The organism is Prauserella salsuginis (genome assembly GCF_024648885.1).
GTDB classification, from domain to species: domain Bacteria; phylum Actinomycetota; class Actinomycetes; order Mycobacteriales; family Pseudonocardiaceae; genus Prauserella; species Prauserella salsuginis.
Genome location: NZ_JANBBF010000008.1, coordinates 376,985 through 390,639, shown reverse-complemented (window position 1 = coordinate 390,639; position 13,655 = coordinate 376,985). Strand labels below are relative to the sequence as shown.

The following is a 13,655-nucleotide window of genomic DNA, read 5'->3' as shown; positions in this document are numbered from 1 at the left end:
GCGCGGAGTCGGGGCGCGATCATGTTTTTCGTCGTCGAAATCCCGTTGCCCGCCCGGTGGGCGAGGCGTGGCGGGGGCGCCGTGGCGGTCGCCGGTCAGGGTTCGATGCCCTCCGCCGCGGCCGCCGCCGCGCCCGCGATCCCCGCGTTGTTCTGCAACGATGCCGCCACCACGGGCGTCCGGTTCGTCAGCAGGGGCACCCATTTCTCGGCCTTCTTGCTCACGCCGCCGCCGACGATGAACCGATCCGGCCAGATCAGATTCTCGAGCACGGTCAGATAACGATCCACGCGCGCGGCCCACTCCGGGTACGACAGTTCCTCGCGGTCCTTCACCGACGCGGCGGCGCGGGTCTCACCGTCGTGGCCGTCGACCTCGATGTGGCCGAACTCGGTGTTGGGCATGAGTTTGCCGTCGTCGAACAGTGCGCTGCCGATGCCCGTGCCGAAGGTCAGCAGTGCCACGACACCGGAGCGCACAGCCGGATCGCCGAAGCGCATCTCGGCCAGACCCGCGGCGTCCGCGTCGTTGAGCATGGCGACGTCGTCGCGGCTGCGGCCGAGTCGCTTGGCGAACAGGGCGTCGGCGTCCGTGCCGATCCAACTGGGGTCGATGTTGGCCGCGGTGTGGGCGACGCCCTGCTTGACGACGGCCGGCAGCGTCACGCCGACCGGGCCGTCCCAGTCGAAGTGGCGGACGATCTCGCCGACGACGTCCGCCACGGCTCCGGGCGTGGCCGGCTGCGGCGTGTCGATGCGCAACCGGTCGCCGATGAACTCGCCCGTGTCGAGGTCGACGAGCGCGCCCTTGATTCCGCTCCCGCCGACGTCGATGCCGAACCCTCGCGTCGCCGCCATCGGCGTCGCCCCTTCCTGCTCGATTCAGATTCCTGGCGGGAGACTTTAGCCGGATCGGCGGCGCGGTGTGGTCCTATAGACCCCGTGGACACGATCGAACCCGAATCCGGAACCCCGGCCCCGAACCGTTCCGCCACCTCCGGCTCCGCCGACGGTGCCGCCTCGCCGTACGTCGACCTGGTCGAGGTCGCCGAGCGCGTCGCCGTGGAGGCGGCCGCGTTCGTCGCGGCCGAACGCGAGTCGATGCTCGACGGCGCCGGCGTGGACGTGCAGACCAAGACCAGCCGTACCGACGTCGTCACGGCCGTGGACGTCGCCTCGGAGAAGCTCATCCGCGCCCGGCTCGCCCAGCTGCGCCCGGGGGAGCCGGTCCTCGGCGAGGAAGGCGGCGGCGGTCAGGACGGTGACGGTCGCGCCGGTGACGGTGACGTCACGTGGGTCGCCGACCCGATCGACGGCACCGTGAACTTCCTGTACGGCCTGCCGGACTTCGCCGTGTCCGTCGGCGCGCAGATCGACGGCGTGTCCGTCGCGGGCGCGGTCGTCGAACCGGTGAGCGGACGCCGGTGGACGGCGGTGCGCGGTGGCGGCGCGTGGCTGGACGGGCGCAGGCTGACGGTGTCGCGGCCCGCTGGGCTGGACATGGCCCTGATCGGTACCGGCTTCAACTACGTGACCGAGCGACGGAAGCGGCAGGCCGCGATGATCGCCGCGCTGCTCGGCCGGGTGCGGGACATCCGCCGTGGCGGATCGGCTTCACTCGACCTGTGCCACGTCGCGGCGGGTTGGCTGGACGGCTACGCCGAGCACGGCCTCGCGCGGTGGGACTGGGCGGCGGGCGCGCTGCTGGCCGAGGAAGCGGGCGCCGTCGTGGCGCTGCCTGGCCAGGACCCCGAGCTCGGGACCGACGGCACGATGGCGGCCGCACCGGCCATTGCCGAACCGCTGCGCGCGTCCCTGATCGAGTGCGGGATGGGCGGCATCTGACCGAGGGTGGCAGCCGGCCGGGCGAGGGCTGTCGCCCGGCCGCGGGTCAGCAGTGCTCGGGCTCGGTCTGGTCGAGCAGTTCGCGGTCGATGAGCGAACTCGTCCCGGACGCGCCGCCTGCGGACTGCTCACTGCCCGAGGTGTTGTTCTTGCTCGAGCGCTTCAGCTGCTCGAGGACGTCGAGGGCCTCGCTGGTGGGGCGCACGTCGTTGAAGGCCGAGCCGATGGCCAGGTCGACGGTGGCGTCCTTCCTGCCGTCCTCCACGAGCTGCAGGCAGGGGTCGATGAGCCGGAGCGTGCGGGCAGCGGCCTCGCCGTTCGGGCCGTAGCGGAGTTGGCCGTGGCACGACGCCTCGCCCTTCGGGAAGGCGTCGTCGTTCCCTGGTTCACCGAGTTGAGTGAATCCGAGCTGTTCGAGTGCCGACGTGGTCATCGCCGCCTCGCCGCGCAGCCCGCTCGCGTTGAGTACCTGCACGTTCACCCGGTGCGGCGGGGCGGGCTGAGTACTGGAGAGCGCGTCGTGGGGCTGCGGGTTGAATGTCACCCCTTCGGGTGGATGTGCCGCAGGGGTGCAGCGAATGGCCTCGTCGAGATCCTCGGTGGAGGTGACGACGTTGATCCAGATCGCCGACGCCGCCAGGCCCAGCACCGCCACCACGATCAGTGCAGGCAGCGGCTTGTGCTTCCGGTACGGCTTGACACGGCTTCTCCGGAAGCCCCCGGTCCCCGACACCACTGAGCCGTCCCTTCGCCGATCCCCGCCCAACTATCGTCTATGTCGCCGTTGATCAGCTTAGGCGTTACAACGGCGGCGCAGGCCGGGACCCGCCGGGGACACGCCGTCCGAGCCGGTCACAGCGCCGCCGTGACGCGGCGAAGGCGGCTGTACCGGCAGCGACGACGTGTTCTCCGGGGCGTATGGGTCGCGGCACCCCATCCCGGGTAACCCGCCTCGGACCGAATCAAATGCCCCGCCCGAGTGACGTCCCACCGGGTCGGGGTGACCTGCTGTGGAGCCGGGTACGTCGTGGGCTACCCTCTCCGGGCTCCCGGGCTGTGGCGACGTGTGACGCAGGTGGCAACACCGATGAGACGACACTCACCCTTCTCCCGGGCACAAACACAGGCGCTGGAACGTTGACCAGCGGAAGCGACAGGACCGCCGGAGTTCGCCTCCGACGGTCGCGTATCGAGAGAAATGCTGATCGCAGGGGTGAAGGACAATGGCGACCGACTACGACGCTCCGCGCCGCAGTGAGGCGGACGAGCTCGCCGAAGACTCGCTGGAGGAACTGAAGGCGCGGCGCAACGAGAACCAGTCCGGCGTCGTCGACGTCGACGAAGACGTGAGCGCCGAGAACTTCGAGCTCCCGGGCGCCGACCTGTCGGGGCTCTCCGGTGAGGACCTGACCGTCAAGGTCGTGCCGAAGCAGGCCGACGAGTTCACCTGCTCGGTGTGCTTCCTGGTGCACCACCGCAGCAGGCTCGCCGAGGAGTCGGGTTCTCAGCTGATCTGCCGCGACTGCGCGTGAGCCGGGCCCGCATCGGCGGGCGCGGCGGCGGTAGGGGGCGACACAGGCGGAACGGGATACAGGCAGAACGGGAGCGGCCGGGTGATGGCGGACATCACCCGGCCGCTCCTGTCGTGTCGGCAGGCCGTGCGGGTCAGTCCTCCGCGGACGGGGTCTGTGGCGTGTCGGGGTGCAGCGGCGGACGTGCCTCCCGCAGCAGCGCGGCGACACGCTCCGGGTGGCGCGTGCTGAACAACCAGTACGGGGTCGGATCGTCGGGGTCGGTCACCTCGACCCGCACGAGTGTGGGGACCCAGCCCCGGTTGACGACGAACGCGGCCGGGTCGAGCTCGGGTCCGAGGGTCCTGCGCCGGGCGCCCTTGCCGATCACCTCGACCGCGCCGACGTGCCGCAGCGGCAGATGGGCGTCGCCGACCCACAGCTCGGGACGGCCGCCGCCGGTGACCTGGATCTTCAGCCGGCCGAAGCCAAGCAGCAGCAGTGCGGCCAGCGGCAGCAGGATCACGTACGGCAGCCAGGCCCGCACCCCCGGATAGCCCATGTGGACCTCCGCGGCGAGCAGGGCGGCGCCGATCAACGGCAGCGGCCAGCACCACCAGGCCATGTACAACCGCTCGCTGAATCGCACCTCGGATTCGCCCGCCGAACCGCGGTCGCGGCCGCCGGAGTCGTTGCCCTGCGTGTTGTCGGGGCCGGTCGCCGGATCGTCGCCGTCGGGCCGCGCGCGTGCACTCGTGCTCACGGGTTCAGGGTAGTCTCGCCAGCCGTGTCCAGCGTGCAGGTCCTGCTTTCCCGCGTCGATCCCGATGTTCCCCTCCCGTCCTACGCGCGGCCCGACGATGCCGGTGCCGACCTCGTGACCACCCGGGACGTCGTGCTCGCGCCGGGCGAGCGCGCGGTGGTGGGAACCGGGGTGGCGATCGCGCTCCCGTCCGGATACGCCGGCTTCGTGCACCCGAGGTCGGGGCTCGCCGCGCGGGTCGGCCTGTCGATCGTGAACACGCCCGGCACCATCGACGCCGGATACCGCGGTGAGATCAAGGTGTGCCTGGTGAACCTCGACCCGGCCGAGCCTGTCGAACTCACGCGGGGCGACCGGATCGCGCAGCTGATCGTGCAGCGCGTCAGCCGCGCGGAGTTCGTCGAGGTTGACGAACTCGAGCCGACCGAGCGGGGGACGGGCGGCTACGGTTCGACGGGTGGGCACGCGACCCTCGGAACGGAGAACTAGTGGGGATTTTCGGACGGAAGCGACGACAGGCGGCCGGCGACGAGGCCGGGGCGGGAGCCGACATCGGCGACGAACCGGTGACGGCCGCGTCCGGCGCCGGTGAGGCCGAGGACGTCGAGGGCGACCCGCCTGCGGACCGGGTCGACGGCGCGTCGGGCCCGTACGACGAGGCGGACGCCCCCGACGACGGACTGCCGCGCATGGACCTCGGCTCGGTGCGCGTGCCCGTGCCGGACGGGTCGCAGGTGCAGGTCGAGATGGACCAGCAGGGCGGCAACGTCCGCGCCGTGCACATCGTGGTGCCGCAGGGGCAGGTCACGGTCAGCGCGTACGCGGCGCCCCGTTCGGGCGGGCAGTGGCGGTCGGTGAGCGACGAACTCGCCGAACAGCTGCGCGGCGACGGTGCGAAGGTCTCGCTCGGCCGGGGCGAGTGGGGGATGGAGCTGTCGGCCGTCATCGGTGAGATGGCACTGCGGTTCGTCGGTGTCGACGGCCCGAGGTGGATGCTGCGGGGCGTGATCGCAGGCCCGCAGACGCAGGCCGCCGAGGCGCCAGAGGTGCTGCGGGACATCGTGCGCGGCACGATCGTGGCGCGCGGGGACGCGCCGATGCCCGTGCGCACGCCGCTGCCGGTGCGGCTGCCCGAGCAGGTCGCGCAGCACATCGCGGCGCAGCAGTCCGGGCAGGGTTGAGTCCGTTCGGCCCGGGCTCCGGGCAGGGCTGACCACGCGCCGAGGCGGGGCCCGCCGGACGGGATCCGCCTCAGCGAGCCCGGCAGGCCTCCCGCCAGGCGTCGATCGTGGCCCGGCCCGCCGATGCGGGGTCGGCACCGAACGCCGCCAGCGGCATCTCGCGCAGGCTCGCGTCCGGTAGCGCCGTCGCCCAGGCTCGCGCGAGCTCGACCGGATGCACCGGATCGTCGGTGCAGGCGCTGATGCCGACCGGCACCCGGCACCGGGTCAGCGCGTCGAGATCCGGTGCCGGGTGCGCGGCGGCTGCGCGGAGCCCCGCGGCGAGGCCGTCGCCGTGGCGGCGCCAGGAGCGGGTCAGTTCGGCCGCCAGCCACGGTGGCACGCCGTCGGTCGCGATCGTGAGCGCGCGATCGAGCCCTTCGCGGTCGATGAGGTCCGCCGAGGTGCGGGCGGCGATCGCGCCCGGTGCATCGCCCGGCGTGCCCGCCCACGCCGGCAGCACGGCCAGCACCCCGGCGCAGCGTGTGTCGTTGCGCAGTGCCCATTCGACGGCCAGCTGGGCCCCGAGGGACACACCACCGACCAGGATCGGCCCGCTCGCGGCCGCGGCGAACGCGTCCAGCGCCGCGAGCGATTCCCGGACGAGCGCGGCTCCTGCACGGGGCCGGGGCGCGGCCACGGCGATCCCGGCGGTGGTGAGCGCCGGAGCGAACACGGCGCGGGCGAACACCTCGTCGGAACCGGTGCCGGGCAGGACGGCGGCGCCGCAGGGCAGAGCGGGATGGGAAAGGTGTGTGGCGGGCACACCGACATCCTGCTCGACCGGCTTTCCGGTCCCCGTGACCGGCCCGCACGCGGACATAACGCAGCTCACGTCGTGGCGCCTTGCCACAGTCGACCTCCGTCGGCTTCCCTGTGCCTGTAGGAAAGCTACGCTGAACACGTACGGGCCGTGAAATGCTGAGTCGGGGGCCCTCGAAGTACAGGAGCAGGCACATGCCCGCCAAGGACGGCGGCTACTTCAGCCGCTTGGTCAAGAAACTCACCAGTGACGTCGAGACCCTCGACGCCGACGATCTCTCCGAGAAATCCGAAGCGAGCGGCGCCCAGCGGGCGTGCGACTGTCGCTGCGGCGACGAGGTCACCGTTCTCGGGCGGTTGCGGAGTGTCGAGTTGTGCCCCGCGACCGAGGCGGCCACGTTGGAGGCCGAGCTGTTCGACGGCACCGACGAGGTCACGCTCGTGTGGCTCGGCCGCAGGCGGATTCCCGGCATCGAACCGGGCCGCACCATCAAGGCCCGTGGCCGCATGGCGGACCGCGAGGGCCGTAAAGTGCTGTACAACCCGTACTACGAGTTGCTGCAGCCCACCTGACCACGACGAGATCCGGAGAGTTCCCGCGTGACCGCACCCGACCGTGAGCCCGACCGCACCGGCGAGCCGGACGAGACCGACGGCTCCGAGGCGGGCCGCGGTGGCAACGACCCGGGCTCCCGGGAGGCCGGCGCCGACCGTGCGCCGACGATGCTCGAGCAGATGGGCGGCGTGTCGGGGCTGATCTACTCCGGCATCCCCGTCGTGGTGTTCGTGCTGGCGAACGCGATGTTCGGGCTCATGCCGGCCATCTGGATCGCCCTGGGCAGCGCCGTGGCGATCACCGTGGTGCGCGTCGTGCGCAAGGAACCGGTGCAGCCCGCGATCTCCGGTTTCCTCGGCGTGGCGATCGCGGCGTTCATCGCCTACCGCACCGGCGAGGCCAAGGGCTTCTTCCTGTTCGGCATCTGGACGTCGGTGGTGTACTTCAGCGTGCTGGCCCTGTCGGTGCTCGTGCGCTGGCCTCTGGCCGGCGTCGTGTGGAACGCGCTCAACGGCACCGGCATGGACTGGCGCAAGGACAAGCCGTCGCGCCGGGGCTACGACATCGCCACGCTCGCCCTGGCCGCCGTGTTCGCCGCGCGGTTCATCGTGCAGCGGTGGCTCTACGACGAGGACCACACGGGCTGGTTGGCGTTCGCGAAGATCGCCATGGGATATCCGCTCTACGGCCTGGCACTGCTGGTGGTCGTGTGGGCGGTGCGCCGTTCGGACCGCAGGCTCAAACACCTGCGTGAGAGCCGGACACGCACCGACGCCGAGATCGAGGCGGAACTGCGTGCCAAATACGACCGGCCCGCCCAGGGCGCGCCCGGCGCCGTGCCGTCCGGTGCGGTCTCGACGGGCGCCGGCGGAGCGGCCTCCGACGACGAGTCGTCCGACAACCCACCCCGCTGACGCCCGCTTCGCCCGGACGCGCCCGGCTCAGCGGCCGAGCGCGGTCCGGAGCTCCGGTTCGACGCTTTCCGGTGCCACGAACAACACCTCGTCACCGCCTTCGACCGGATCGTCGGGCTGCGGCACGATGACGCGTTCGCCCCGCAGGATGGCCACCAGCGCGGCGTCTCGCGGCAGGTTGAGCCGCTCGACGGGCGTGCCGGCCAGCGGGGTCTCCTCGGGCAGGGTGAGTTCGACGAGGTTGGCCTGGCTCTTACGGAACGTCATCAGCCGCACCAGGTCGCCGACGCTCACGGCCTCTTCGACCATCGCCGCCAGCATCCTCGGCGTGGACACCGCGACGTCCACACCCCAGCTCTCGTTGAACAGCCACTCGTTGGCCGGATTGTTGACCCGCGCCACCACGCGCTGCACCGCGAACTCGGTCTTGGCCAACAGCGCCAGCACGAGATTGACCTTGTCGTCGCCCGTGGCGGCGATGACGACGTCACAGCGTTCGATACCCGACGCCTCGAGCGTGGACATCTCGCAGGCGTCGCCGAGCACCCACTCCGCGGCCTCGACGACCTCGGGGGTGAACTGGCGGGAGAGCCGTTCGATCAGCAGCACCGTGTGGCCGGCCTCGATGAGCTCGGAGGCGATGGACCGGCCCACCGCGCCGGCACCGGCGATCGCGACACGCATCTAGTCCTCCTCCTCGGGCGCGCGGGCGGCCACGGCGGTGACGTCGCCGACGGTGCCGGACTGCGCGGCGACGTACACCTCGTCGTCGGCCTGGATGACGGTCGTGGTGGTCGGCAGCACACCGGTGCCGAAGCGCATCACGAACGCCACGCGGACCCCGGCGGCTCGTTCGATGTCGCGCACGTTGCGGCCGATCCAGTCTTCGTGCAGCGGCAGTTGCAGCAGGGCCACCGTCCCGGTGGGATCACGCCACGACGTGGCCACACCGTCGGGCAGCAGCGTGCGCAGGAACCGGTCGGTCGTCCACGGCACGGTGGCGATCGTCGGGATGCCGAGGCGCTCGTAGACGGCGGCGCGCTTGTGGTCGTAGATGCGGGCCACGACGTGTTCGATGCCGAACAGCTCGCGCGCCACCCGGGCGGAGATGATGTTCGAGTTGTCGCCGCTGGACACCGCCGCGAACGCGCCCGCGCGTTCGATCCCGGCCTCGGTCAGCACGTCCCGGTCGAATCCCATGCCGACGACCTGCTGGCCGTGGAAGTCGCTGCCGAGTCTGCGGAACGCCTCCTGGTCGCGATCGATGACGGCGACCTCGTGATCGAGCCGTTCGAGGGCGGCGGCCAGGGACGCGCCCACCCGGCCGCATCCCATGATCACCACGTGCACGGTTGTCTCCGCCTCCTTGTGCGTGTTGTCGGCGACTGCGATGCAACCTACCGCGCCGCGGCGACATGCGGGCCACGGGCGGTGATTACCCTGCACGGGTGTCCAAGTTCGCCACCGCGACGAAACGGTTGCTGCTGGGCCGCCCCTTCCGGAGCGACCGCCTGGCGCACACCCGGCTACCGAAGCGCATCGCGTTGCCGGTCTTCGCCTCCGACCCGATGTCGAGTGTGGCCTACGCGCCCGAGGAGATTCTCCTCGTCCTCTCGATCGCCGGTACGTCGGCGTACGTCTACAGCCCGTGGGTCGGCCTCGTCATCGCGCTCGTCATGGCGGCGGTCGTCGCCTCGTACCGGCAGAACGTCCGCGCCTACACCTCGGGCGGCGGCGATTACGAGGTGGCGACCGTCAACCACGGCCCGAACTGGGGCCTCGGAGTGGCGTGCGCGCTACTCGTCGACTACGTGCTCACCGTCGCGGTGTCGATCTCCGCGGCGGCGGCGAACATCGGCTCGGTGATCCCGTTCGTCGCCGATCACCAGGTGCTGTTCTCCGTCGGGGCGATCGTGTTGCTGGCGGCGGGGAACCTGCGCGGGGTGCGGGAGTCCGGTACGGCGTTCGCGATCCCGACCTACGCCTTCGTCGTGGGCGTTCTCACCATGATCGGGTGGGGTTTTGTCCGCACGGTGGTGCAAGGCGAGGACGTGCGTGCCGAGAGCGCCGGGTTCGAGCTGGCCACCGAGGGGGAGCACCTGGCGGGGCTGGCTTTCGTGTTCGTGGTGCTACGGGCGTTCTCGACCGGCAGCGCCGCGCTGACCGGTGTCGAGTCGATCGCCAACGGGGTGCCGGCGTTCCGCAAACCCAAGGGCAAGAACGCGGCGACGACGCTGCTGCTCATGGGCGTGCTCGCGGTGACGATGTTCCTCGGGCTGCTGTTTCTGGCCAACGTCACCGGCGTGATCATGGCCGAGGACCCGGCGACCCAGCTCGTCGGCGCGCCGGAGGGCTACGAGCAGAAGACCCTCGTGGCCCAGCTGGCCGGGGCCGTGTTCGGCGGCTTCGCGCCGGCGATCTGGTACATCATCTTCTTCACCGGTCTGATCCTCGTCCTGGCTGCCAACACGGCGTTCAACGGCTTTCCGGTACTGGCCTCGATCCTGGCGCAGGACCGGTTCCTGCCCCGGCAGCTCCACACGCGCGGCGACCGGTTGGCCTTCAGCAACGGCATCCTCTTCCTGGCGCTGCTGGCCATCGTGCTCGTTGCGGTGTTCGACGCCCAGGTCACCCAGCTGATCCAGCTCTACATCGTCGGGGTGTTCGTCTCGTTCGTGCTCAGCCAGAGCGGGATGATCCGGCACTGGAACCGCAGGCTCGCCGTGGAGACCGACGAGGCCGCTCGCAAGCAGATGCGCCGGGCACAGCTGATCAACTCGTTCGGCCTGGTGATGACCGCGACCGTGCTGGTGATCGTGCTCGTGACGAAGTTCCTGGAGGGCGCGTGGATCTCGATCGTGGCGATGGCGGCGATCTACGTGCTCATGCGCGGCATCCGGCGTCACTACGACCACGTGGCCGAGGAGATCAAGGAGGTCGAGGGTGAGGAAGTGACGCTGCCGGCGCGCAACCACGCCATCGTGCTGGTCTCCCAGATTCACCGGCCCACGTTGCGCGCCCTGGCGTACGCGAAGGCCACGAAACCGGATGTGCTCGAGGCGGTGACGGTCAACGTCGACGACGTCGACACACGCAGGCTCACCGACGACTGGAACCGCCGGAAGTTCACGGTCCCGCTGAAGGTCGTCGAATCGCCGTACCGGGAGATCACGCGGCCGGTGCTCGACTACGTGAAGCGGGTCCGCGGGGACAACCCGCGCAACGTTGTGACGATCTTCATCCCCGAGTACGTCGTCGGCCGCTGGTGGGAGCAGGTGCTGCACAACCAGAGCGCGCTGCGGCTCAAGACGCGGCTGCTGTTCCAGTCCCGGGTGATGGTGACGAGCGTGCCGTGGCAGCTCGAGTCGTCGAAGCGGGCGCACGGCTCCGACCCCGACGGGCCCCGTGCGGTCGCCGGGGACGTGCGGCGCGGTCTGACGGGCGGCGGGCAGGACGGGAACGGCCGGACCCGCCGGGACGGACCGGGTGCCGGGAAGGACGACCGATGAGCGACGGCGACTGGAGCGGCCGGGAGTTCGACGTCACCGTGGGCGACGTCGCCCACGGTGGCCACTGTGTGTCCCGCGTCGAGGGCCGGGTCGTGTTCGTCCGCCACGCCCTGCCGGGGGAGCGGGTGCGGGTGCGTGTGACGGAGGACCGCGGTGGATCGTTCTGCCGCGGCGACGCGATCGCCGTGCTCGAGGCCTCGTCCGACCGGGTCACACCGCCGTGCCCGGTCGCGGGTCCCGGTCTGTGCGGTGGGTGCGACTGGCAGCACGCCGCCCCGGTGGCACAGCGCGCACTGAAGGCGCGGGTGGTCGCCGAGCAGTTGGAACGACTGGCGGGCGTCACGTGGCCGGTCGAGGTGGAGGCGCTGACCGACGAGCCGCTGCGCTGGCGCAGCCGGGTGCGGTTCGTGACCGGGCCGGACGGCAGGCCCGGGCTGCGGGCGCACCGGAGTCACGACGTGATCGCGCTGGAGGACTGCCCCATCACCCTCGAGGGGGCGGCCGGGGCGGGCCTGGCACGCCGGGCCCGCCCCGGCACCGAGTTCGAGGTGGCCGAGGACGCGCGGGGCACCGTGCACCTGGCGGAGATCCGCCGCGGCGGCAGGCCGAAACAGGTCTCGGGCGGGATCGCCGTCGAACACGCCGCGGACCGCACCTGGCGGGTGGCGGCCCACGGCTTCTGGCAGGTGCACCCGGCCGCGGCGTCGACGCTGGCCGCGGTGGTGGCCGAGTGGGCTGCGGCGCCTGCGGGCGGCCGGGTCTGGGATCTCTACGCGGGTGCGGGCCTGTTCGCCTCCGTACTGGCGGAACAGGTCGGCAGGGACGGATCGGTGCTGGCGATCGAGTCCGGCAGGCGGGCCGTCCGCGACGGACAGTCCAATCTGTCCGATCTGCCCCAGGTGGAGTGGCACTGCGGCACGGTCGAACGGATCGTGTCCACAGTGGAGGCGGCGGCCGATGTCGTGGTGCTCGACCCGCCGCGGAAGGGTGCGGGGCGCGGTGTCGTCGACGCGATCGCGGGCGCATCGCCGGCCCGTGTGGTGTACGTCGCCTGCGACCCGGCGGCACTGGCCCGCGATGTCGCGACACTGCAGGGCCACGGTTACCGCATGACCGCACTGCGTGCGTTCGACGCGTTCCCCATGACCCATCATGTCGAATGCGTCGCGCTGCTCGAATGCCGGGAGTCGGGCGCCGGCGGCGGCAGCGGCGGCGCGGCCCGAGCCGAGTGAGGCGGCTCCCGAGGCACAACACCCCGTAGGGCCGATGTTCGACGACGATCGACCTACCGAAGGTCCGGTACGAGCCCGCACGTAGCGGTTCGATCCGCAGCGGGCTCGGCTCGCGTACGTACGGCCGGGATTGCCTATTCACCGCGGCCCGGAACCGGGTGAGGGGCCACCGCAGGCTCTGGACGGGCCGAGGGGACGGGGTTACACTCCGTGATGTTGCGTTACACGATGCGCATAGGGGGCTGTCATGTCGTCCGACAACTCGGCCGAACGCGCACGGCGGCGGTCCGCACGCGATCTTCTCAAGCAGTCGCACGGTTCCGACTCCAACGTCAACGGGTTCGCGCTCGGGCGTCGTCGACGGGGTGGACAGCGCATGGATGAGTCGGTCGTCGTCGTGTACGTATCCCGCAAAGATCCGCCCGAGCTCGTGGCCAGGGACCGGTTGCTCCCGGCGAGCGTCCCGGTCGACGGCATCGACGTGCCGGTCGACGTCGTCGAGGCGGGCCCCTTCTACGCGCTGGGTTCCCCGGACGTCGGGGCCGACGAGTCGGGGCCCGACGTCCTCGAGCACACCGAACGGGTTCGTCCGGTGCGCACCGGAGCGAGCATCGGTCATGTCGACATCTCCGCCGGCACCGTGGGATGCCTGGTGCGTGACAACACCGACGGTTCGCGGCAGGTGTTGTCGAACAATCATGTGCTGGCGAACATGAACGACGCCGAGGTGGGTGATCCTGTGGTGCAGCCGGGCCCGGCGGACGGAGGGGTTGACCCCGCTGACCGGGTTGCGACGCTAACGCGCTGGGTGGATGTTGTCGAGGACGGCAACCGCGTCGACTGCGCGATCGCGGCTCCGACCGACGACGCCCTCATATCCGGCGAGGTGATGGACGAGCAGATGCCTCCGGTTTCGCCGGAGCACCCGGCGGTCGGCCTGCTCTTCGCGGGCGACTGTTCGGGCCGGATCATTGGCTGCCGCATGACCACTGTCCTCGAGGAGCTCGACGTCACGCTCGTGGCCGGCGACGCCGCCGCGGCCGAGCCGGAGGAGGACATGGTCGTGGAGAAGGTGGGCCGGACCACCGAGTACACCTCGTCGGTAATCGAGGACGACGAGGTGGTCGTGATGGTGGGGTTCGGGGGAATCACGGCGGAGTTCGTCGACTGCTTCGCCGTACCGGGTTTCGGGCATGCCGGCGACTCCGGCTCGATCATCTGCGTCGGTGGCGAGGGTGACACGCGCACCGACAACCGATGCGAATGAAGGTCTGACCGGGCGAACGTGCGTGCTCGCCGCCCTCGGGCGGCGAGCGGCACGCCACTTCGGTACCTGCGGCCGAC

General features: G+C 71.2%; 15 protein-coding genes. 9 read left to right on the top strand and 6 right to left on the bottom strand.

Features of this window, described 5'->3' with window-relative positions; translation table 11 throughout:
• Positions 1-95: 95 nt before the first annotated feature.
• Positions 96-857: a polyphosphate--glucose phosphotransferase gene (ppgK, locus tag LY40_RS03280; protein WP_183786049.1), complete on the bottom strand. Its 762-nt coding sequence runs from the start codon at positions 855-857 to the stop codon at positions 96-98.
• A gap of 177 nt (positions 858-1,034) precedes the next feature.
• Here ppgK and LY40_RS03275 point away from each other — a divergent pair, with 177 nt between their 5' ends.
• Complete coding sequence (locus tag LY40_RS03275) at positions 1,035-1,844, top strand: inositol monophosphatase family protein (RefSeq protein ID WP_183786402.1); 810 nt, start codon at positions 1,035-1,037, stop codon at positions 1,842-1,844.
• Positions 1,845-1,890: 46 nt separating this feature from the next.
• Here the strand turns inward: LY40_RS03275 and cei are convergent, their stop codons facing one another.
• Complete coding sequence (gene cei / locus LY40_RS03270; RefSeq protein WP_308292553.1) at positions 1,891-2,577, bottom strand: envelope integrity protein Cei; 687 nt, start codon at positions 2,575-2,577, stop codon at positions 1,891-1,893.
• A gap of 490 nt (positions 2,578-3,067) precedes the next feature.
• Between cei and LY40_RS03265 the strand changes: the two genes are divergently transcribed.
• Positions 3,068-3,376 carry a DUF4193 domain-containing protein gene (locus tag LY40_RS03265; RefSeq protein WP_183786045.1) on the top strand — a complete coding sequence of 103 codons (309 nt, stop codon included), beginning with the start codon at positions 3,068-3,070 and terminating at the stop codon, positions 3,374-3,376.
• Positions 3,377-3,509: 133 nt separating this feature from the next.
• On the opposite strand, the gene LY40_RS03260 is transcribed toward LY40_RS03265, so the two are convergent.
• The gene (locus LY40_RS03260) at positions 3,510-4,004 is read right to left on the bottom strand and encodes a DUF3093 domain-containing protein (protein ID WP_258936259.1); all 495 of its coding nucleotides are present in this window, start codon (positions 4,002-4,004) and stop codon (positions 3,510-3,512) included.
• A 138-nt stretch (positions 4,005-4,142) separates the two neighbouring features.
• Between LY40_RS03260 and dut the strand changes: the two genes are divergently transcribed.
• The gene (gene dut / locus LY40_RS03255; RefSeq protein ID WP_258935889.1) at positions 4,143-4,607 is read left to right on the top strand and encodes a dUTP diphosphatase; all 465 of its coding nucleotides are present in this window, start codon (positions 4,143-4,145) and stop codon (positions 4,605-4,607) included.
• Complete coding sequence (locus tag LY40_RS03250) at positions 4,607-5,299, top strand: DUF3710 domain-containing protein (protein WP_258935888.1); 693 nt, start codon at positions 4,607-4,609, stop codon at positions 5,297-5,299. Before dut ends, LY40_RS03250 begins: the two co-directional genes overlap by 1 nt.
• Positions 5,300-5,369: 70 nt before the next feature.
• Here the strand turns inward: LY40_RS03250 and LY40_RS03245 are convergent, their stop codons facing one another.
• Positions 5,370-6,104 carry an alpha/beta fold hydrolase gene (locus LY40_RS03245; RefSeq protein ID WP_258935887.1) on the bottom strand — a complete coding sequence of 245 codons (735 nt, stop codon included), beginning with the start codon at positions 6,102-6,104 and terminating at the stop codon, positions 5,370-5,372.
• 191 nt (positions 6,105-6,295) lie between these two features.
• Here LY40_RS03245 and LY40_RS03240 point away from each other — a divergent pair, with 191 nt between their 5' ends.
• Positions 6,296-6,673: an OB-fold nucleic acid binding domain-containing protein gene (locus LY40_RS03240; RefSeq protein ID WP_183786041.1), complete on the top strand. Its 378-nt coding sequence runs from the start codon at positions 6,296-6,298 to the stop codon at positions 6,671-6,673.
• Positions 6,674-6,700: 27 nt separating this feature from the next.
• A complete protein-coding gene (locus tag LY40_RS03235; protein WP_258935886.1) occupies positions 6,701-7,570 on the top strand; it encodes a DUF3159 domain-containing protein in 870 nt (289 codons plus the stop codon).
• A gap of 27 nt (positions 7,571-7,597) precedes the next feature.
• On the opposite strand, the gene LY40_RS03230 is transcribed toward LY40_RS03235, so the two are convergent.
• Together LY40_RS03230 and LY40_RS03225 are read right to left on the bottom strand one after the other, a co-directional pair.
• Positions 7,598-8,254 carry a potassium channel family protein gene (locus LY40_RS03230; protein WP_183786039.1) on the bottom strand — a complete coding sequence of 219 codons (657 nt, stop codon included), beginning with the start codon at positions 8,252-8,254 and terminating at the stop codon, positions 7,598-7,600.
• Positions 8,255-8,920: a potassium channel family protein gene (locus tag LY40_RS03225; protein ID WP_183786037.1), complete on the bottom strand. Its 666-nt coding sequence runs from the start codon at positions 8,918-8,920 to the stop codon at positions 8,255-8,257.
• A gap of 98 nt (positions 8,921-9,018) precedes the next feature.
• Between LY40_RS03225 and LY40_RS03220 the strand changes: the two genes are divergently transcribed.
• From LY40_RS03220 to LY40_RS03210, 3 genes are all read left to right on the top strand, one after another.
• Positions 9,019-11,079: an APC family permease gene (locus tag LY40_RS03220; protein WP_183786035.1), complete on the top strand. Its 2,061-nt coding sequence runs from the start codon at positions 9,019-9,021 to the stop codon at positions 11,077-11,079.
• The gene (locus LY40_RS03215) at positions 11,076-12,311 is read left to right on the top strand and encodes a class I SAM-dependent RNA methyltransferase (RefSeq protein WP_258935885.1); all 1,236 of its coding nucleotides are present in this window, start codon (positions 11,076-11,078) and stop codon (positions 12,309-12,311) included. The genes LY40_RS03220 and LY40_RS03215 overlap by 4 nt, the downstream gene beginning before the upstream one ends.
• Before the next feature lie 376 nt (positions 12,312-12,687).
• Positions 12,688-13,578 (top strand): hypothetical protein, encoded by an 891-nt coding sequence (locus tag LY40_RS03210; protein ID WP_183786031.1) that lies wholly within the window; start codon positions 12,688-12,690, stop codon positions 13,576-13,578.
• The last annotated feature ends 77 nt before the right edge of the window (positions 13,579-13,655 follow it).